Source organism: Parabacteroides sp. CH2-D42-20, from assembly GCF_003670185.1.
Classification (GTDB): Bacteria; Bacteroidota; Bacteroidia; order Bacteroidales; family Tannerellaceae; genus Parabacteroides; species Parabacteroides distasonis.
Window position 1 is genome coordinate 53,825 of record NZ_RAYG01000021.1, and the last position, 21,092, is coordinate 74,916.

Sequence of the window (21,092 nt, forward strand, 5' to 3'; positions counted from 1 at the left end):
AAGAACTTGGGTATATCAAACGATATACCCAAGTTCTGCTATTTATCATACAGTTTCTTCCTCTGGGAGGTCAGAAAACTCTTTTTCATCGGTTAGTTCACCAGTCTTCTTTTTCTTTGTGGCAGAGATACGTTGCTGGAGTTCTTTGTCTGTCCGCAATCTTTTGACCGCCATTTTAGAAGCCGCTTGCTGGGATTCTTTTTTGGAGTAACCGATACCTATGCCAATTTGCTCGCCGAGCAATTTAATCGCGCTTTGGAATACAGGATTTCCATCATGATCCGTAAAAGACTCTATTAGATCGAACGAGATCGATATTTTGTTCTTTTGGCTCCATTCAATCAAGTTTGACTTGAAATTTATCTCTTTCCGGACGAGCGTATCTACATCGATATACTTTTCTATCATCACGTCACGGATAAACTTATAACAAACGTCATAACCTTGATCCAGATAAATAGCGCCGATCAAAGCCTCGAGCGCATTACCATACATATGATTGTTATGAGAGTTTATCTTGGTTGAATAGACTACCATTTGATCAAGGCCGAGTTGTACGGCGACCTTATTCATCGTTTCCCGTTGTACGATCTTGGAGCGTGTGTTTGTCAAAAAGCCTTCCCGCTTATTCGGGTAGCGCTTATAGACAATATCGGCGACCGCCGCATCCAAAATGCCATCTCCTAAAAATTCAAGACGCTCATTGTTAAGCCATTTACCATCACCCGTCTCTACTGATGATGATTTATGCAACAAGGCCTGCTCGTAAATCTGGAGATTATCCGGATAAAAACCTAGAATCTTTGATAAAGACAAATAAGGCTCCCTACCTTTATTATGCAGGAGCCTTATTCTTTTATGTAGCTGTTTGTATAGCTTTCTAAACACGTTATTTCACGAATTTTTTAACAATGGCGCAAGCGTTGTGTCCACCGAAACCAAACGTATTCGATAAAGCGGCTTTCACTTCTCTCTTTTGAGCCTTATTGAATGTGAAATTCAGTTTATAATCTATTTCAGGATCATCGTCGCCTTCCGCATGGTTAATGGTCGGCGGGATAATACCATCGTTTATAGCCATAATACACAGGATCGCCTCTACCGCTCCGGCAGCACCAAGCAAGTGACCGGTCATTGACTTTGTAGAACTGATATTCAGTTGATAAGCATGTTCTCCGAACACATCTTTGATCGCCTTAACCTCTGAGATATCGCCTACGGGAGTCGATGTTCCATGAACATTGATGTAATCAATATCTTCCGGAGTCATTCCCGCATCTTCCAATGCGTTGCGCATAACCAGCTTCGCTCCTAAACCATCCGGATGAGAAGCGGTCAAGTGATAAGCATCGGCAGACATTCCGGTTCCAGCGATCTCGCAATATATTTTAGCGCCACGAGCCAATGCGTGCTCCATTTCTTCCAATACCAAGCAAGCTCCACCTTCACCCATCACGAATCCGTCACGGCTAGCGCTGAACGGGCGAGATGCGGTCTCGGGAGAATCATTACGTGTCGATAACGCGTTCATGGAGTTGAATCCACCTACACCCGATTCAGAAACAGCAGCTTCCGCTCCACCGGTGATGATGACGTTAGCCTTGCCTAAACGGATATAATTGAATGCGTCACTGATAGCGTTTGTAGAAGATGCACAAGCTGAGACGGTCGCAAAGTTCGGGCCGTGGAATCCATAAAGCATGGAAATATGTCCGGCCGCGATATCCGAGATCATTTTCGGGATGAAGAACGGGTTAAACTTCGGACCGATCGTATCCTTGATCTTCGCATAACTCAATACTTCCTCGTCAAATGTCTTGATACCACCGATACCTGAAGCGAAAATAACGCCGATACGGTTCTTATCTTCGTTATCCAAGTCCATTGCCGCGTCCTCGATCGCTTGTTTCGCCGCGTCGATCGCAAATAAGCTATAACGATCACACTTGCGGGCCTCCTTACGATCCATAACTTTCAACGGATCGAAGCCTTTAACTTCGCATGCAAATTGTGTCTTGAATTTGGATGCATCAAACTGAGTAATAGGTCCTGCGCCACTTTTTCCATTGATAATACCTTCCCATGTTTCGGGGAGGGTATTACCAAGAGGAGTAATAGCTCCAAGACCTGTTACTACAACTCTTTTTAATTCCATACCTTTAGTTAAAAGGATTGATTACTTCGCGTTAGCCTCGATGTAAGCGATAGCGTCACCTACAGTTGTAATCTTTTCTGCTTGATCGTCAGGAATTGAGATGCCGAATTCTTTTTCGAACTCCATAATCAATTCTACAGTGTCAAGAGAGTCTGCTCCTAAATCGTTAGTAAAGCTTGCTTCGTTTGTAACTTCTGTTTCTTCAACACTTAACTTGTCAACGATGATAGCTTTTACTCTTTCAGCAACTTCAGACATAACTTTTTCAATTTAGATTAATAAATACGAATATACTTTTTAAATTTGCAGTGCAAAGAAAAGAATTTTTTATGTTACAAAGCAAATTTAATAAGCTAAAAATGCGGAAAACTGCACATTTTTTCTTTTCTTGTGCATTTAAACATCTAAAAATATGAAAAACATAGCGATTTTTGCTTCCGGATCTGGTACGAATGCCGAGAACATCGCCCGATATTTTGCTAACAGTGAAAACGTTAATGTTGCGGTTGTTTTATCAAATAATCGTAATGTTGGCGTGCATGGGCGGGTAAACAAATTGGGAGTGCCTTCTTTCGTATTTTCACGGGAGGAATTTATTGCCGGTGTGCCGATCTTGGAAAAGTTGGCGGAATATGATGTCTGCCTTATCGTGTTGGCCGGTTTTATGAATAAGATCTCAGACGTGATTCTTCAGGCTTTTCCCGGTAAGATCGTGAACATCCATCCCGCGTTACTCCCTAAATATGGCGGCAAGGGGATGTATGGCATGCATGTGCATGAGGCGGTCGTGAAGGCTGGTGAGCGGGAGTCGGGTATTACTATACATTATATTAATGAGCATTATGATGAGGGCGCTATCATCTTCCAGGCTTCTTGTCCGGTATTACCTTCGGATACGCCGGAGGAGGTAGCCTCGAAAGTGCATGCCCTGGAGTATGCGCATTATCCTCATGTGATCGAAAGTTTATTGTAAGGCTTTTTTGTCATTAGCCTACTTGAAAACCTAGTTTCTGGAGTACGGCGAATTCTTCCGGGTCAGCTTTGATCGCTTGGTAAGCATGGAACTCACGGGGATGGTCATACGCTGCCCTAAATCGCTCGAAATGATGAGGATTCGCTCTTAGTGCTTGGTCGATTACTTCTGGGTTGAAACTTCTCAAGATGGCTTCTTCCACCCGGTGCTCCTTGAATTGTCCCAAGTCGATGAACGGGTTGGTTGGGGCAGGTGGAATGACTTCCTTGATCTTTTCGATACGGATACCGAAAAAGCATCCTATATTCTCTAAGCACATTCGTGTCCCGTTCGCCTTCCCGTCGGCGGAGAAACCGGCTATATGAGGAGTGGCGATCGTGGCTTCCGACAGTAATTCCCGGTCGATATCCGGTTCGTTCTCCCAGCAATCAATGATCAGTTCGCTGACCTTGCCGGTTCGTTTGGCCTGCAATAAGGCCTGCGTATCATGTACGGCACCCCGGCAACTGTTGATAAACCATGGTTTTCGTTCCAATCTGTCGAAAAAAGCATGATCGGCGAGATGGCGGGTGGCGAAACGTCCCTCTTTGGTCAACGGCACATGCAAGGTTATGATATCCGCCTCTTTCGCGATCGTGTCCAAGGATACGAATCCATCCTCACCTTCCTGCTCGGCACGGGGCGGGTCATTGCGAAGCACACGCATCCCCATGGCCTCGCATAGCATCTCCACGATACTCCCTACATGGCCTACGCCAACAATACCGATAGTCTTCCCTGCTAGTCTCTCTCCTTTGCGGAGGGCGACGGCTACCAAAGAGGATAATACATATTGCCCCACGGAAGCGGCGTTGCAACCCGGGGCGTTCTTCCACGTGATCCCTGTCTTCTCGCAATAATGGATATCGATATGGTCGTACCCGATCGTGGCTGTCGTGATGAGGCGAACCCGGCTACCTTCCAATAGCTCGCGTGTACATTTATCTATGCTACGTACGATCAAGGCATCCGCGTCTTTTATGTTCGTGGGAGTAAACTCTTTGGAGTCAAGGTAGGATACGTCCGCTATCGGCTCCAAGATCCCTTTTAGGTAAGGAACCGTGTTATCTGCTATTATTTTCATCTTATCAGCTTGATTATCGTTACGCGATATTAAGTAAAAAACAGGGGATATACAAGTGATGGGAGTTTCGCTTCTTGTGAATTTTATCATGCGCTTTTGTTTTCGGAGGAAGGATCCCGGGAAAACACGTACGACTTTTCCGGAAAACATGTACGACTTTTCGCGAAAACATGTACGTGTTTTCCGGAAAAGATCATTCTGTTTTTGGAGTGTTGATTATCAATGTGTTATATGCGGTCTCCTTTTTACGAGCTTATTGTACGGAATTTTATTGGGGATCCCTGTATTCCAGCTTGGCAAAGACGGATGGTTAAATGAAAGAGCCGTATGGAAACGGTCATACCCTGTTGGTTATTTTGTATCAAATGACATAAACTAAGGACTGAATGTCACAACTCAAGGTTGTGAGGAAGGATTCGTCATTAAATAAAGGCGTACATTGCGAGTGTCAAAAACAAATAATAGATGGAAAAAAGATTACTGTTATGTTTATTGTGTGTCGTGAGCGTGGCCTTCTCGTTGGAGGCCCGTCAGCGTACTGAGGCGGAGGCGTTGAGGATAGCCCGCTCTTTTTATGAGGGACAGGGTATGTTACGCTCGGCCCCGGGATCCGATTTTCGGTTGGTGTATACGGGAGAGGGGAGCGGCCTGCGTTCCGTGTCGTCCGATCCGTATTACTATATCTATAATGTAGGGGAAGGGGATGGTTTCGTGATGGTGTCGGGCGACGACCGTGTCGCCCCGGTGCTGGGTTACTCCCTGTCGGGCTCTTTCGATCCGGGAGATATGCCGTCGAACATGAGGAGTTGGTTTGAGGAATACGAGCGCCAGATCGATCATGCCCATACGCAGCTTGAACAGGTGTTTCCGGAGAATGTTTCGTCTCTGCGTTCAGACGATGGGTTTCCGGAGCGAGTGGAGCCGTTGATACAGACGAAATGGAATCAAGGCGCTCCTTACAATAGTCTTTGCCCGTTGGATGGGGATAAGCGTTCAGCGACGGGTTGTGTGGCTACGGCTGCCGTCCAGATCATGAATTACCACCAATGGCCGGAGAAAGCGGTAGGTAAAGGGCAATATCGAATGGGAGAGGAAAATGTGAACGAGACTGTTTTCCCCGTGGATTTAAGTGGCTATACGTTTGACTGGAAGAATATGCTGGATGTGTACGACTCTACTTCCACCGCCGTTCAAGATAAGGCTGTCGCCGAGTTGATGTATGCTGTGGGCGTGGCTGGTAATATGCTCTATTCTGCTGCTGGCAGCGGAACTATGGACGAATATATGGCCAAGGGATTGATCGAGAATCTTAATTATGATAAAAATCTGCTATGTCTGCATCGTGACTATTATATGACCGCAGGCTGGAAAAGGTTGTTGAAGGTCGAGCTCGCGGCCAAACGTCCGGTCTTGTACGGGGGGACGTCTACGAGTGGTGGGCATGCCTTTGTTTGCGATGGCTATGATAAGGACGGCCTGTTCCATATCAATTGGGGTTGGGGAGGAGCCGCTAACGGTTTCTTCGAGCTGGATGTGCTGAATCCATATATTAAAACGTATAGCGGATTCTCTTATGGTCAAGATATGATTATCGGTTTCCAGAAACCCACGGAGGCGAGCGAGCCTTATCTGTCGTTGAATGTTAATTCGGTGAATGTAGATCGTCCATCGATCTCGCAAGGTGATTCTTTAGGCATTGAATATGCCCTACAGCTAGATGCCTCCTCCGAGAAGGAGCTAGAGCTTGCTCTAGGAGTCTTTACCGGAGATAGTCTATCCAAGATCGTTTATGAGGAAAAGGGCGTTATAAGTCCAGCTGTGGTTTCACCTTCTTTTTTGTGGAAGACTGATCCACTATGCTTGGATCCGGGTCTATACGGGTTGAGGGCGTTGTATCGTGTATCTGGCGAGAAGGAGTGGCGGGAGCTAACCCCTTCAAGGATGAGGAATAACGAAATCCATTTGTTGGCGACGGATTCCTTGATAGAGGTGATATCCTACGCTGATGAATATACAGGGACGCGTTCTGTCTATTCGGAAGAGAGCTTGGTAGTGGATGGCTCGAACGTGTTGTGCACGGTGATTCGCAACGAGAGCGCCTATGAGCGTAATCCGATGATAGCCTTCATGGCGCATTCGTTGTCTACGGGGGAATATACGGACTTGTCTATTGAAGGCGCTTACTTTCAGTCAGGGGAAGAGAAAGAGGTACGTACTCAAATAAAAGTAAACCTATCCCCGGGTCGCTACGTGCTGGCTGCGTATAGTGTGGTATCTGATGGTGTCTATTTTATAAAAGGAACAGAGGTATTTGTAACCGTGGAAGGCGTTCCCACAGGCATCCATCCATTGGCGGTTGATGATAAGCTTCGGGTCCTGGCGGGAGAAGGCCGTCTGTCCGTATCCTTCACGTCTCCGCTCCATGAGGCTTACTTATACGATGTATCGGGCAGGCTTTGCTCTACGGGCGTGATGAACGGGACGGGGTCCGTCCTTTCTACCGCTGGTTTATCCGGGGGGATCTATGTGTTGAAAGTCCGTATCGAACAGGGTTGGGCGGAGAAGAAAATAGTATTGTGACAGGTACCGGAAAGTTTTAACTTCACGGGAGATCTTTATGCGATAACAGAGAAAATGCAAAAATGAAAAAAGGGATTATGGCTTTATGCTTCATCGCTTCCTGCTGGGGGATCAGTTGTTCCTCCAGTCGGAAGCAGGCTGCCGGGTTAGAAACGACCGACAGCCGGTTTTCCGGAATGGTGCCGACACCAGCTTCTTCCGGACGGATTTCTTCCTCCGTGCAAGCGGTTCCTCCTGTGGTGATCTATAAGACGGCGAAAGATTATAGCCGTCATGTCCCGGTTGGATTGAGTGAGGATGGCCAGACGATTGTCTCGTATCCGGCGGTAAGCGATGTGAAAGTGGGGGATAAGTATCCCTACCCGACTCCTTTGGCCGATGGCTATCTGTTGGATAACCGGGGTATCGGGCGCAACGTGGCTTTCTTGTCTTACACGTACGAGGAATACGCGGCCTTGCCATCTACGCCGTCTCGCTCCGAATTACTGGAGAAGGTAATCGATAAACACCCGCTAACAGAGATTCATACCTGCGGTAACCGGTATCAATATAAGGATTTGGTGAAAGAACTGAATGAGCGGATACGCTCGGGGGAATTTAAGGTTTCTTTATAACGTGACGCTTATCTTAGCTTGTGCCGGTTGAAATGCGGCCCTGCCTTGAACAAAAAGAAAAACGTAGACAATACCGTAAGGCAAGCGCCGGACAGGTAGGCGTAGTTGAAGCCACCCAGCTCTTGTGCGATACTGCCCCCGGCCATCAACCCGATACCGATACCTACATCCCAACTAGTTAGATATGTAGACGTGGCCGTACCCCGCTGGTTATTGGGTGCCAGATTCACGAAAAGCGTGTTGAAAGCAGGGAACATGGTTCCGAACGCCACGCCTTGCGAGAGGGCTATACCTATGTAGAGATAAGAGGAAAATACCGGATTCCAATGCATCAACTCCTTGAGCGCCGCAAGAAGAAAGAATGTGGCCGCCGCCAAATACATCCCGAGGGAGATAACAAGCGTGATCCGTCCTTTATCCACTTGCCGTCCGGAGAACAGGCGGGAGACGGCGAGTCCCACGGCCATAAAGGTGAAATAAAGTCCGGAGTTTACGCTGATCCCGATCTCAGCGGCGTACATCGCTACATAAGTGGTAGTCATACCATAAGGAATGGAGAGCAATAATAGGGAGATACCCGCCCAAGTTCCCTTCACCAAGAAAAAGCGGTCTAGGGAGATCGGTTCTCGTTTGACCGGTTGCTTATAAGGAGTCTTGAGCATATAGGCCATGATAAAACCAAGGCTTCCGGATAGCAACGAGCAGGAAAAGATCACGTCGTATGTGAAGTTCCCTTGCATGAACAGACCGATCATCGGCCCGAAACTCATGGCGATGTTATTGGCTAGGCCGTAATAGCCAATACCTTCCCCACGGCGGGAGGAGGGCAAGATGTCGATCAGTATCGTATTTCCAGCCACCGTCACCATGCCGAAGGCGAAACCGTGTACGACGCGTAAGGCGATAAAGAGGGTAAGCGCCGTGGCTACCATGTATCCGCCAAATATGGCGGTGAAAATGAAATAAGCCACCAGATATAAGGGACGGCGGGCGAAAGTATCCAGTAAATATCCGGCGAACGGACGGATACAGAGCGCCGCTAGCGTATAGCACGACAAGATAAACCCGATCATAGACTTCCCGATCATGAATTCTTCCTTCAGATAAAAAGGCAAGATCGGCAGGATTAGATAGAAAGCGAAAAAAAGCAGGAAATTCGCCGCTAGTATATAGCAAAAGCTGGGTGTGACGATCTTATCATTATTCATAGAGACGTGTCGTTTATAAATGGCGCGAAATTAGATGAATTTATTGAATAAAAGGGCTTAAAGTAAGTTTTTTGTACGGGATTGGGACCGATTGCTGCAAATAGTTAATTTAATTCACATGTAAGGCTTTTTTATACTCGGTAGGCGTCATCCCGATCTTATTCTTGAAGAGGCGGTGTAAGGCACGTACGTTTCCCAATCCGGAATCGAAGGCGATGGCTTCTAGGTTGTAATAAGGATATTGTTTCATTAGCTGTATGGAGTGTTCCATGCGGAGGTTGCCGATATAGTTCGTGTAATTGTCTCCCGTGTTGCTCTGTATCATCCGGGCAAAACGGTTTTTGTCCATGCGGAGCCGTTTTAGTACGTCCTCACGGGTAAGATCTGATTTTAGATAGAGTTTCTCTTTATGCATTATTTCTTCCAACAGGATGAAAGAATCTTGGTCGATTGGTTGATCTGGGTCAGTTTGTGTCTTGCTATCTGATTTGGGAAGTTCTTCTTGGTGCGATAGTTCTGCCTCTTTGTCACGTTCCTTGATCGCCAATAGCTCATTCTTGTAGGCTAGGAGTTGGTTTACTTGGTTCACTGTGATCTTGTTCTTTCGCTTGATGACCTTGCTGTTCCGGTACGAGATCCAAAGCAAGAGAATAAGGAGGATTATGATGCCTAGAGAGGCTCCGAGAAATGTGTTGCGCTGCTTCAGCTCCATTTCCTGCTTGATGATCTTGGTTTCCTTTTCGTTCGTCTCATAGGCGATGGCAAGTTCCATGGCCGCGTTTTCCTTGTCGCGGGCATACAGTTCCTTTCGTATGTTGGAGAGGCGATCACTGTATTGGAGAGCTGTTTTATAGTCGCCCATTAAGGAATAGGTATTCTTTAGCTTCGCTAGCATCACCGTATAATCTTTATTGATGGTATCTTGCGCCGGAGTCAGTCTCTCCCGTTCCAAGGTGTTATGGATCACTTGCTTATAATCATTTATTAATAGCAGGTAAGGGTCCGCTCTCGTTCTTCCCTGCGGCTTTTGGGCGAATTTGGTGGTGAGGAACTTTTGGTAGTAACTGGCCGCTGCTTGTTCCTCTCCGATCAGTTGATACGCTTCGCAAAGGAAGCTATATAAATAACCTAGGTGCATATCCACCCTTGTCTCTTGCATATCGCCTGTTTGTTCCATCTTTTCCAGAAGTGCCTCTACTTCCTTTCCAGTATTTATTGCTTCTTCATTTTTCTCCTGGATCATGATGTTTCGTAGCTTCTCCATATAAAGTGAGATCAACGTACACTTTTCTTCCGGATCGGTGGTGCCTTGTAGCAGTTCAATCGCTTGGTCAAGTGTCTCGATAGCCTTGTCTTTTTGTGCCAGCTCGTTTTGTGCCCGTGAGATGGAGATCATAGAGGTAGCCTCGACGCTCTTATCGCGTTGGGAGCGTGCGATCCGTATCGCTATCGTTGCGTATTCTATGGCTTCGTTCTGGCGGGATAGCTCGATATAGCAATTACTTAGTATCTGGCAAACATTCATGTAGGCCGTGGAGTCGTTTTGTACGGAATCGGTGTGGAATGCGGCTAGAGCGTATTCCAGCGCTTTCTTCTCGTTTTTCAACCGGGCGTATGCCCGTGACCGGATGATATGTGCTTTGTATTCCGGTATGATCCGTAGGTTCTCGGCGCTATCGGCTAGGTTTATCGCTTTTTCGGGGGTTGCGATGATCTGATTGAATATGGATTGGTAAGATAATTTTTCTTGGGGGCGGTTATCTGCGGAAGGGTTTGCCGCTCTCAAGAGTACGATAGAAAAAAAGAATAAAGTTATATATGTTAGTTTCATTCATTTACTTTTTAGCGAACAAAAATATAAATTTTTCTTTGATTTATAAGTGTTTTTGGTGACGATTAGATATGAAAAGGGCCTAGTTTACCTCGAATCCAGATTATATGTCACACTGTTTTTGGACTAAATGTCGTAAGGTAGCGGGGTTTCTTAATGAAAGTCCGCATTTAAAAGCCTTACTTTGTATCACAATAAGACAGATAAAATGGCGCATTTAAAATGTCGTGGCTGGCGTGATGAGACGAGCTTTACGTCTTAATTGAAATATAATGGAAAAGATGGTTAATATGAAGAGAAAATCTATTTTGTTATCGCTGCTTCTAGCGATTTTTGTGGTAGGAGGGATGTTTGCCCAAGAACCTACGTATTCCAAGATGTCTCCCTATACACGTATTCTTTTAGACAAATTAGCGAAGAAAGATACGGCGAACTCGTTGTTGAGGAGTTCTATCTCGGGAGATTATCTCTCGGCTTTCGTGAAGGTGGCGACGGATGAGGGATGGGCTTCCTTGGATTCGGCCGGGTGCCGTATCCGGACAAGGACGGGAGATATCGCTACGGTGTTGATCCCCCTGTCTGCCGTGGAGTCGGTGTCTGAGCTGGGTTGTATCCAATATGTATCCGCTTCACAACCTATGAGGGCCAGTATGGACTCGGCCCGTTACTACTCGGACGTGGCGGATGCCTATGCGGGGACTAAGCTTCCCCAGCCTTATACGGGCAAGGGGGTCATCGTGGGTGTGGTCGATCAGGGATTAGATTTTACTCACCCGAATTTCTATGACAAGGAGGGTAAAGCGTATCGTATCAAACAAGTTTGGGACCAAACGAGTCCTTATAGTAAAGCGGAATACAGGACGGAAGAGGAACTGCTGGATGCGGCTTGCTCGTTTGATTCGGATGTAAATACGCATGGTACCCATGTCACGGGCATAGCTGCCGGAGGAGGGTTTGATACGCCCTACCAAGGTGTGGCCAACGAGAGTGATATGATCTTGGTGGCTACTACCATGCAGAATTCTGATATCGTAGACGGAGTGGACTATATATTCAAGGAGAGCGAGAGACTGGGTAGACCTTGCGTGGTGAATCTTAGTTTAGGGGATGGTATTGGAGGACACGATGGTACTAATTTTATGGATATAATGTTGGACCGAATGGTCGGACCGGGAAAAATCATCACGGTTGCCATGGGAAATTCTAGGGACATGCCAGTATATACCGAACTGATGTCGCCTTCGGATACCTTGCGTACTTTTGTTGGCAGGTCTAATACGGGTCTTTCTTATGGACTGGTGGATATTTGGGCGGACGAGCCCGGGGAACCTTTTTCTGTTTGCCTGGATCTGTATGATCGCGAAAGCGATGAGATATTAAATACTACCGGGTTTTTCGCCTTGGATACAATGCCTAAGTCTTCTGTTTTTACTAGTGAGAGCGTGGATGGCACGTTGGTGTATGAGGCGCAAATGGAATCTGAATTATATGTGTTTAATGGGAGATACCGTCTTTTTATTCAGTTCAATTATCCGGAAGGCACCAAAAATGAAAAGATATTCTTACTTCATGTGGCGACAAATAACACGCCGGTCCGGGCTTGGGGCAACAATGGCGAGAGCTTATTTACGGACTTGGGAAAAGGGTATCCTTATACGGTCGGTACGGGAGATTTCACTGTCGGCTCTCCGGCATCAGCCAAAAACGTGATAGCTGTCGGGGCTTATGCCACTCGTATATGCCCGGTAAATGTAGATGGGGGTACCTCTTATTTGGCAGGTAATAGTTTGGGTGAGTTAACATCATTTTCAAGCGTAGGCCCTACGCTTGATAATCGCATGAAACCAGATATAACAGCACCCGGACTTTGGGTGGCATCCTCCTATAACTCATTCTATCTGGAGGGTGAGACCGGTGAAGGAGCCAAGGCATCACAGGCTCGCTATTCCACTTTCAATGGACATCGATATCCATGGGGGTATATGAGTGGAACCTCGATGGCTTGTCCTTTCGTGACTGGCAGTATCGCTCTCTGGTTACAGGCGAATCCTGCTTTATCCCCGGATGATATCAAGGATGTCTTCTCCCGTACGGCTGTTCAGGATAAACCGCTCTCTTATCCGAACAAGCAATGGGGATGGGGAAAGATAGACGTGTATAAAGGTCTGCTGGATATATTGGGAATCCCTACCTCTACGGAGAACGTATTCGAGGAGGCTCCGCAAGAGGCCGTGTCCGTATATGCTAGCGGTACGAAAGGAAGTTTCCATGTCCGTTGGGCGGAGGTCCCCGGTTCGTTCAGCATCCATGTACATGACGCTTCGGGCCGTCATCTGTATGGTGAGAAGGTAGATTCTCCAGCCTCGGTGGATTACGCTGTTTCCTTGGGAAATGTCCAGCCCGGCGTTTATTTCATACGGATAGATACGGCAGAGGGTACGGTGGAGCGGAAGATACGCCTATAACCCGGACTCGTCTGGATCGTTTATAGCTGGTAGCGGATCGCTACCAGAAACTCCCGGGGACGGATACGTACCCATGAGGTATAGCTTTCCAACGATGCGTATCGTGTGTATGCGTAGGTACGTTTGTCGAACAGGTTTGTCGCCGTGGCGGTGATTTGCCAACGCCCGGATTTCCATGAGACCGAGAAGTCCGCGAAAACGGCGTTGACGGATTGGTCTTCATTCACGTCATTGTGATAATGATCTACGGAAAGGCTTGCCTCTATGGGTGAGAAAATGTAGGAGAGCTGTACTTGTTGGGTGACGTTCCATAAGGGCGCCAAACGGGTACGTTCTCCTATTTTACTTCCTCCGTACCGGATATCGGTTTGGTAACTGGTCTCCCAATGGCGGTTGGGAGTCCAGATCACTTTGGGTTCTAGGCGCATGAGACGATATTGATAGGGAAGCCTTTGTCCCCCGCTGATTTGCTCGGCCTTGCTGATATTGAGGAGCGCCAGGAGCGAGGTCTTTAGCCCTAGATCGTAAAAGCCTTTGGATAGCGTGCTTTTGACGGTATATCCGGAACCGTGGTTGGACAGTGGTAAGGAGACTCGTTGTATCTGTCCGTTCTCTATACGTTGCTCGTATATACGGTTGTACCACTCCCGGTTGTGTGTCAGGTTTACCGTGGCGAAGAATTCCCGTGCCGTATTCTTGTACTCCCCATAAACGGAATAAAGCTGTTGTCTGTAAACCGGGAGGATTCCGCAATTCCAGACGCTATTCCGGTAATCCGTTTGATAAGGCCAGTCGTATAAGTCGGTCATCTCTCCGTATCTTTCCTTATAGGAGGCGTGTACCGTGAAACGCCATGCGTAATTCAGTTTGTAGATAATGGACAGGGACGGATTAACCGAGATGCGGGAGAAACCGACCTCTGTATATCCGGTCCATCTGAGAGGAACGCTGAGGGATAGGGTCCATTTATAGGTATTCCATTGGTAATCGGGTGAGAGATAAGTTTGCAGGCTTTTCTCGATATTGCTGATCTCCCCGTTTATGCCTACCGTATATCGCTGGGTGAGGGAACCGCTCTTTTTCAGGAATGAGAAGGAATTATCGGTATAAAAGTTGCGTAAGTTCATCGGATAAGGGTGGTTATCCAAGCGAAGATCGGCCGCGTTGCTGTGGTAACGGAGCAAAGACTGGACTTCCAACGTGTATTTGTCCAAGCTCCACAGGCTCCGTAAATTATTACGCAAGTCGAGGTTCGGGGTTTTGATGCGTTGGTTCAATGCTGTACGGCCGGTGGAAGCCATGTTTCCGGTTATATGGGAAAGGCTGGATTGCCAATCTCCGGTGGCTGAGGACTGGTTCTTGAGATACCTTTCCTGCGAGTTGTTTTCCACTCCGATATTTAGGTTGGCTTGATCCGAGCGAATGCGGCTATCGCTTTGCTCCGTTAGATGAATCGTGTCCTCGGATTGGTAATAGGTCGTCTCACTCCCCCTTTCCTGTGTTCGCAGGTCGTGGATATAACCGGCGTTTATACGGAGTTGGGTGTTCTCGTTCAGTTTATATAGGCGATTTGCGGATAGGCTGTGTATATGGTTGAACAGCCAGCGCTCTTTCTTTAGCGGGGCGGAGAATGAGGGCTGTAGCAGAAATTGGGGAATCTTGGGCTCGGATAAACGGGATTCGGGTGATTCGGTAAGCGTATTTTGCTCGCCCGATACATCCTGCCCGGTATTATTCCCTTTATATAGATAAGCGGATTGGCTTCTGCGGCTGATCTGCAAGGCGTCAGCGGCTCCTTTCCATAAGAACGGGGATGCGCCGAGACCGCCTTCGGCATTGATCAGCCAGCGATCCCGGAATTCCGGTCTCAGTTTGAGGTTCAACGCTACGTCTTCGGTCTTGATCTTTCTCTGTAACACACGGATCGGTTGGTGGTTCTCCATCACTTGTATGTTCTGTACGGCGTCGGCTCGCAGGTTCTCGCTGATTTGCTTGTATTTCCCGTTGGTGAGATCCAGTCCCTCCACATAGAAATTACGGATCTCTTTCCCGTTGTAAGAGATCTTCCCCAGATCATCGATATCGATACCCGGAAGTTTCCGTAATACGTCCTTGATGGATTGATCCTTTGGGGAGAGAAAGCGGGTGACATCATAATTGATCGTATCTTGCTGCCCCCAGACACGTCCCGGACGGATTTCCACCTCCTTTAGGCTGAATACCTGCGGCTCCATCTCAAAACGAAGCGTTTGTCCGGCATGTACGGCTTGTTGCTGGGTTTGGTACCCTAAGAGCGAGACGGAGACGAGAAGTGAGTCCGTCCGCTTCGGTTGGGTGAGGGTAAAGGTCCCTTCATTATTACTTAACGTATAGTTGATCGGAAGGGAGACGTTGCCTCTAGTTAATTGCACGGTGGCCGCTTCTACCGGCAGTTGGCTTTCCCTGTCGATCACGATCCCTCGGATGACGGATTGGGCGGCCAATCCTGCCGGGCAGAGCAGCGTAAGTAAACAAAAAGTGTGTATATGCAGTATGATCCATTTCATCTTTCTTCCCTTTCTATAGGGTTATACGGCATGTTCTTGGGTTGGTAAGGTTTCCCGTTATCGTCGGTGACGGTCACTTTCACCTGTGGCGAGGTCAAGGCGATGTATCCGATAGGATCGGCGGCATATCGTTCGTAAACCTTTTGCAGGTTCTTGCGGCTGATCGGCTCGAAATCGTTTCCCCCGAAAAGGATCGGGTTCTTATCCCGGCTCAGTTCGATACCCGTGCAGATGAAAGTGTAATGTCCTTGGCTGTCTTGGGCTTTTAGGATCAGGCCCGGTAATCCGCATAATTTCCAAGGACCCTCGCTTTTCGGTATCTCCGGCGTGTACCAAGCCTCATAATGCCTGCCCTTGAAATGACAGGTCGCTTTCCGGCAAGGATAGGACAGGATGGTCATCGTATCGGGCAGTAAGGTCCATTCCGGGCGCTCCTCCTTTTCCTCGCAGCGAAAGCGACTGGCGGCAAGGGCATCCAAGGTCGTGGTCTTTCCCGCCGGATAATTCTTGTAGACCTGCGCGTTGGTCTTGGATGAATATTGTTGCAGGTGTTCATTGATGACTTCTTGTGAGGCTCCGGCGGCTTTGTCGGCCTCTAGTACGGAATCGGTGAGGAATTTGGCGTAACTATAGTAAACGGAGCATTTATCCCCGACCTTCAGCATGAGGGTCTCTTCCTCTTTCTTGTCGGGTTGGAGCGTGTCCGGCATGGACGTGGTCTGGTATTGTACCGTGAAACGTGTCTCGTCGATGGGCTTGGCTCTTAGTACGTCGTTTAGGTTGAAGATGTTGATTGTCACTTGGGCGTTCGTCTCGTGTCCCGCCCCTGACAGACCTACGCAAAGCAGGCCGATTGTCGCTATGATTCGTTTCATGATCTGTTGGTTTTAGAAGTTATTTGTCGCGAATGTAAGAGAGGAACGTTTGCCGTAAGGAAGATTTTTATTACTGAAATATTACTCCGCTTATAAAAATGGCTACATGTACGTTGTAATCATGGAGTAGCTATCTATCTTTGCCGGAAAGGAATAAGATATGGGAAAGAGGATTCGATGGATATGGGTAATCTCGTTGGCGGCGGCTTTGGCGGCGATCGGGGTACAAGGCTATTGGCTGTTCAATCAGTTCCGGTATGAGATGTGTACTTATGCGGATGAGATCGCCGGTGAGGTATTTCATGCCGGGCAGGAGGAATTTCGTATACGGAAGGAAGAGGCGGAGATGACGAAAGGTACTTATATCATAGAACGCCAGTCGAAATACCAGTCTGGTGATAGCGTGTTAAATGGGTTGAAAAACTCGTTCGGTTTCCAGCTTTATCCCAAGGATACGACAAAGATCCATAGTTTTCGGCTTCATCTGGACCCGAATATGCCGGAAGATAGCTTATTGGTTGGGGTAGATCGTTCGGTCGTGGAGTTCTTTGTGCCTTTCTCTGCGGAGCGTTTGGACTCCATCTTGTCTGCCGGTCTGCCCGGTCTGGATTATCGGGTACGTCCGTTCGTAGCGAGCGATACATTGTCCGGACAGTCATCGGCCTTATGGTTACCATTATCGAAAAACCTGTTTTCAACCTCTATCTCGATATGCTATGTGTTCGCCCCGATCGAGCGAAAGGCGGTGTGGGTGGATGTGGATCTTCCCATGAATCCGTTATTGGGCCGGATGGGATGGCAGCTTTTCCTAAGTATTTTCCTTATCTTGTTATTGCTGGCTTGTTTGGGTTTCCAGATCCGTACGATCTGGGAGCAAATGCGCTTGAACGAGTTGCGTGAGGGGTTCGTGCATACGATGATCCATGAGCTGAGGCGACCGGTACAAACCTTGAAGGTATTCGTCTCTTTCTTGAATGACCGGGAGATGCGGATGGATGAGGCCACGACGGAACGGGTCCTTCAAGACTCCATGTTCGAGTTGGATAATCTTTCCGCCTATCTGGGAAAATTGAAAGATATGGTTTGTGCGGACGAGCGGGAGACGCTCTTGAGACCTTCCGCTTTTAATCTCCGTGAGTTGGTGGAGAAGGTGGTACGCCTAACCAATATCCCTGCCGGGAAAAAAGTCTCTTTCTCGACGGCCTTTCCCCCGGATATGCCGGATCTGACAGCTGATCCGGTACATGTGGCGAATGTCTTGTCTAACTTGATAGAGAACGCTATCAAATATTCGGGAGAGGAAGTGAATATCGATATCGTAGTGCTTTGGAATCAGCAAGGGGTCGAATTGACCGTTTCGGATAATGGCTTCGGTATCGCTCCGGATGAGCGGCGAAAGGTGTTCGATAAATTTTACCGTTCGTCTCATCTGCCGGATAAGCAAATTCCGGGTATTGGGTTGGGATTGAGCTACGTTCGCCAAATAATAGAGGCGCATCATGGCTCTGTATCCCTGCGAAGTGAATTAGGTGAAGGCACTCGAATTACTATAAATCTACCGACTACAGCCTTATGAAATCGACATTGAAAATACTTTTCGCTGACGATGACCTTAAGTATTCCCTCGTCTTGAAGCGATTCTTGGAACGGGAGGGGTATGAGGTGACTTATACTGGCAATGGTACCATGGCTTTGGAGCAATTCCCGGTTGTGAAACCGGATCTGGTCATGCTGGATATCAACATGCCCGGCCTAAACGGTTTCGAGGTAGCGGAAAAGATCCGTGAGCAAGATCGTCATGTCTTGATCTTTTTCCTTTCCGACCGTTCCGATAAGAACGACCGTTTGAAAGGTTTTAGCTTGCGCGGAAACGATTACTTGGCGAAACCCTTCTATCCGGAAGAGCTGATCGCCCGTATCAAGGACCGTTTTGAGATCGGTGTCCATGAAAGCGTGCTGGAGGAGAGCTTCCATTTCGGAAATACGACCTTCAACTATACCACGAACGAGATCCGTACCGGCAATAACAAGGTATTGATCACTTCCCGCCAAGCGGATCTTCTGCGAATCCTGGCGACAAACCTGAATCTGGCGGTGGATCGTGACCTTCTGCTGGAAACCGTCTGGGGAACTAGCTCATACGCCAACTCCCTGGCCTTGAATGTGCAGGTCACCTATCTCCGTAAAGCGCTTCATAACGATCCGTCTACCGGCATCGTATCCTTGCCAAAGAAAGGATATATGCTAAGAGGATAGAATTTATCCGGTAGAATTGGGTTTCTGATCCGTAAGCATTATCTTTGTCCCACAAAGTATTCACAGAAAGAAAATAAATCATATATGAACTTCAGCGAACAATGTTTCCGCATTTTTGAGCAAGCTACGGAGGCTTATCATGTAACTGACAATGTAGATGCTACAGTGCATAATCCCTATGCGGTAAAGAGCATCGAGTTTTATCTTTATCTTAAGAACTGGATCGATGCCGTACAATGGCATTTGGAGGACATTATCCGGAATCCGGAGATCGACCCGGTGGAAGCGCTGGCTATCAAACGCCGCATCGACAAGTCGAATCAAGATCGTACGGATTTGGTAGAGTTGATCGATAGTTTCTTTCTGGATAAATACAAGAACGTGAAAGTATTGCCGGACGCTACGATCAATACGGAAAGCCCGGCTTGGGCGATCGATCGTCTCTCTATCCTTACGCTAAAGATCTATCATATGCGTGAGGAGGCAAACCGTCCGGATGCTACTGCCGAGCATAAGGCTCGTTGTGAGCAGAAACTGGCGGTGCTGATGGAGCAGAAGAAGGATTTGTCGATGGCTTTGGATCAATTGCTATCCGATATCCGTGACGGTAAGAAATACATGAAGGTCTACAAGCAAATGAAGATGTACAACGACCCGGCCTTGAATCCTGTGTTGTACGGTAAGAAATAATGGCAAATATATTAGTAATACGACTTTCGGCTATCGGGGATGTGGCGATGACCGTTCCCGTTATCTATTCCGCAGCCAAGGCGAATCCTACGGACTCGTTTACCGTGTTGACGCAAGCGTTCTTGATCCCGGTTTTTATCAACCGCCCGAAGAACGTGAACGTGATCGGTATCAATACGAAGAGCACGGAGAAAACGTTGGCGGGATTGCTTCGTTTTGCCTCTGCCTTGGTGAAATACGATTTCGATATGGTGCTGGATTTGCACGATGTGTTGCGAACCATGATTATCCGTACGCTGTTCCGCTTGAACGGCAGACGGGTGTTTGTCGTGGATAAGGCCCGGAAAGATCGTGCCCGGTTGACCGACGCGAAGCATAAACGATTTAAACAACTTCGCCCGGTGATCGAACGTTATGCGGATGTGTTCCGTAACGCTGGACTTCATTATACGGAATCGTTCACCTCGCTTTATGAGACCTCGACCCCTGATTTATCCGCCTTGGAACCCCTTGCGGGAACGAAGACGGGCAAATGGATCGGTATCGCCCCCTTCGCCAAGCACCGGGGAAAGATTTATCCGACCGGGGAGATGGAGCTGGTCATGGCCGAGCTTTCCGATCGAGAGGATTTTACCATCTTCCTGTTCGGTGGTCGTGGCTACGAGGAGGCGCTCTTGGATCAATGGGCTTTTGAGTATCCCCGGGTAAAAAGCGTGGCGGGCAAGTATTCCTTGGATCAGGAACTGGCCTTGATCAGCCGGTTGGATCTGTTGATTTGCATGGATTCCGCCAATATGCATTTCGCTTCCTTGGTCGGTACACGGGTGCTTTCCGTTTGGGGCGCTACCCATCCCTATGCCGGATTTTACGGATATCATCAGGATCCGGAAGATTGTATCCAGTTGGACTTACCTTGCCGTCCTTGTTCCGTATTCGGCCAAAAGCCCTGCCTGCGGAAGGATTGGGCGTGTATGAGACAGCTCAATCCGGATCTAATCATAAACAAGGTATTAACCTCTTTAAATGAAATGGTTTCGGATGAAGGAGGTCATTAACCCGGCGTACGGGCGATTCGAGGATTTTGTAAGGCGTGTACCTCGTATATTTTCGGAAGAGGGAAAAACGATTTATAAGGCGAGGAATGAGATCAAGGTTTTTGAGGTAGATGGTGTGGAACTGAATGTCAAGCGGTATAGAATCCCCCTCTTGATAAACCGTGTTATTTATCGTTTTTTCCGTCAGCCTAAGGCTGTGCGAGCCTATGAGTACGCTCTGCGATTGGTTGCCAAGGGGTTTGAGACTCCTGCCCCGATCGCTTATGTCCTTTTTCGGGAGAAAGGCCTTTTGGGATATAGTTATTTTATCAGTTTGCAATCCAGCTATAAGACATTGTATAAAGTCGGACAGCGTCCGGTAGAGGAGAACGAGGATATTTTCCGTGCGTTAGGTACTTATATGGCAAAGTTGCATGAGGCGGAGGTTTATCATGCCGATTTCTCTCCCGGAAATGTATTGTACGATCGTACGGAGGAAGGGGTTAAGTTCTCCTTGATCGATATAAACCGGATGCACTTCGGGCCTGTCTCGCTGAAACGAGGATGCGCGAATTTCTCCCGTTTGTGGGGACGGGAAGCCGCTTTTCGTTTAATGGCAGAGACCTATGCCGAGAGCCGGCATTTTGATAAAGCGGAATGCCTTCGTTGGATATTATACTATCGAAATCGTTTCTGGAAGAAATATGCGTTGAAGCATGAGATTGAATTTGAATTATAGACT

17 protein-coding genes are annotated in these 21,092 nt (G+C 47.7%); 9 read left to right on the forward strand and 8 right to left on the reverse strand.

All coding sequences use genetic code 11. The features are described 5' to 3' along the window. Window positions 1-45 precede the first annotated feature (45 nt). From rnc to D7V92_RS13145, 3 genes are read right to left on the reverse strand one after another with little or no spacing between them, the layout of a single operon-like run. On the reverse strand, window positions 46-888 hold the full coding sequence (gene rnc, locus D7V92_RS13135; protein WP_005860695.1) for a ribonuclease III: 843 nt from the start codon (window positions 886-888) through the stop codon (window positions 46-48). A gap of 1 nt (window position 889) precedes the next feature. After that, a complete protein-coding gene (gene fabF / locus D7V92_RS13140) occupies window positions 890-2,155 on the reverse strand; it encodes a beta-ketoacyl-ACP synthase II (RefSeq protein WP_005860697.1) in 1,266 nt (421 codons plus the stop codon). Window positions 2,156-2,176: 21 nt separating this feature from the next. Continuing rightward, the gene (locus tag D7V92_RS13145) at window positions 2,177-2,413 is read right to left on the reverse strand and encodes an acyl carrier protein (protein WP_005639879.1); all 237 of its coding nucleotides are present in this window, start codon (window positions 2,411-2,413) and stop codon (window positions 2,177-2,179) included. 154 nt (window positions 2,414-2,567) lie between these two features. Here D7V92_RS13145 and D7V92_RS13150 point away from each other — a divergent pair, with 154 nt between their 5' ends. After that, entirely contained in the window at window positions 2,568-3,128 is a 561-nt protein-coding gene (locus D7V92_RS13150; protein ID WP_005860699.1) for a phosphoribosylglycinamide formyltransferase, read from the forward strand. A 13-nt stretch (window positions 3,129-3,141) separates the two neighbouring features. Here the strand turns inward: D7V92_RS13150 and pdxB are convergent, their stop codons facing one another. Then, window positions 3,142-4,251: a 4-phosphoerythronate dehydrogenase PdxB gene (pdxB, locus tag D7V92_RS13155; RefSeq protein WP_036629136.1), complete on the reverse strand. Its 1,110-nt coding sequence runs from the start codon at window positions 4,249-4,251 to the stop codon at window positions 3,142-3,144. A 465-nt stretch (window positions 4,252-4,716) separates the two neighbouring features. On the opposite strand from pdxB, the gene D7V92_RS13160 reads away from it, so the two are divergent. Then, window positions 4,717-6,831, forward strand: a complete 2,115-nt coding sequence (locus D7V92_RS13160) for a thiol protease/hemagglutinin PrtT (protein WP_121773041.1) — start codon at window positions 4,717-4,719, stop codon at window positions 6,829-6,831. 62 nt (window positions 6,832-6,893) lie between these two features. Continuing rightward, window positions 6,894-7,445: a hypothetical protein gene (locus D7V92_RS13165; protein ID WP_008774320.1), complete on the forward strand. Its 552-nt coding sequence runs from the start codon at window positions 6,894-6,896 to the stop codon at window positions 7,443-7,445. A gap of 8 nt (window positions 7,446-7,453) precedes the next feature. Here D7V92_RS13165 and D7V92_RS13170 read toward each other — a convergent pair whose 3' ends face one another. Continuing rightward, the gene (locus D7V92_RS13170; protein WP_121773042.1) at window positions 7,454-8,653 is read right to left on the reverse strand and encodes an MFS transporter; all 1,200 of its coding nucleotides are present in this window, start codon (window positions 8,651-8,653) and stop codon (window positions 7,454-7,456) included. Window positions 8,654-8,762: 109 nt separating this feature from the next. After that, the gene (locus D7V92_RS13175) at window positions 8,763-10,484 is read right to left on the reverse strand and encodes a helix-turn-helix domain-containing protein (protein WP_121773043.1); all 1,722 of its coding nucleotides are present in this window, start codon (window positions 10,482-10,484) and stop codon (window positions 8,763-8,765) included. 290 nt (window positions 10,485-10,774) lie between these two features. Between D7V92_RS13175 and D7V92_RS13180 the strand changes: the two genes are divergently transcribed. After that, window positions 10,775-12,949 carry a S8 family peptidase gene (locus tag D7V92_RS13180; protein WP_199718909.1) on the forward strand — a complete coding sequence of 725 codons (2,175 nt, stop codon included), beginning with the start codon at window positions 10,775-10,777 and terminating at the stop codon, window positions 12,947-12,949. A gap of 20 nt (window positions 12,950-12,969) precedes the next feature. Here D7V92_RS13180 and D7V92_RS13185 read toward each other — a convergent pair whose 3' ends face one another. Together D7V92_RS13185 and D7V92_RS13190 are read right to left on the reverse strand one after the other, a co-directional pair. Further along, window positions 12,970-15,495: a carboxypeptidase-like regulatory domain-containing protein gene (locus D7V92_RS13185; protein WP_121773044.1), complete on the reverse strand. Its 2,526-nt coding sequence runs from the start codon at window positions 15,493-15,495 to the stop codon at window positions 12,970-12,972. Continuing rightward, entirely contained in the window at window positions 15,492-16,370 is an 879-nt protein-coding gene (locus tag D7V92_RS13190; RefSeq protein WP_009276641.1) for a GLPGLI family protein, read from the reverse strand. Before D7V92_RS13190 ends, D7V92_RS13185 begins: the two co-directional genes overlap by 4 nt. 160 nt (window positions 16,371-16,530) lie before the next feature. On the opposite strand from D7V92_RS13190, the gene D7V92_RS13195 reads away from it, so the two are divergent. The 5 genes from D7V92_RS13195 (at window position 16,531) to D7V92_RS13215 (ending at window position 21,089) form a co-directional block, all read left to right on the forward strand. After that, window positions 16,531-17,946, forward strand: a complete 1,416-nt coding sequence (locus tag D7V92_RS13195) for a sensor histidine kinase KdpD (protein ID WP_121773045.1) — start codon at window positions 16,531-16,533, stop codon at window positions 17,944-17,946. Next, window positions 17,943-18,626, forward strand: a complete 684-nt coding sequence (locus D7V92_RS13200; protein WP_121773046.1) for a response regulator transcription factor — start codon at window positions 17,943-17,945, stop codon at window positions 18,624-18,626. The genes D7V92_RS13195 and D7V92_RS13200 overlap by 4 nt, the downstream gene beginning before the upstream one ends. An 84-nt stretch (window positions 18,627-18,710) precedes the next feature. Continuing rightward, complete coding sequence (locus D7V92_RS13205; RefSeq protein ID WP_005860709.1) at window positions 18,711-19,316, forward strand: DUF4254 domain-containing protein; 606 nt, start codon at window positions 18,711-18,713, stop codon at window positions 19,314-19,316. Continuing rightward, entirely contained in the window at window positions 19,316-20,371 is a 1,056-nt protein-coding gene (locus D7V92_RS13210) for a glycosyltransferase family 9 protein (RefSeq protein ID WP_009276644.1), read from the forward strand. Before D7V92_RS13205 ends, D7V92_RS13210 begins: the two co-directional genes overlap by 1 nt. After that, window positions 20,355-21,089 carry a lipopolysaccharide kinase InaA family protein gene (locus D7V92_RS13215; RefSeq protein ID WP_008774328.1) on the forward strand — a complete coding sequence of 245 codons (735 nt, stop codon included), beginning with the start codon at window positions 20,355-20,357 and terminating at the stop codon, window positions 21,087-21,089. The genes D7V92_RS13210 and D7V92_RS13215 overlap by 17 nt, the downstream gene beginning before the upstream one ends. Window positions 21,090-21,092 lie beyond the last annotated feature (3 nt).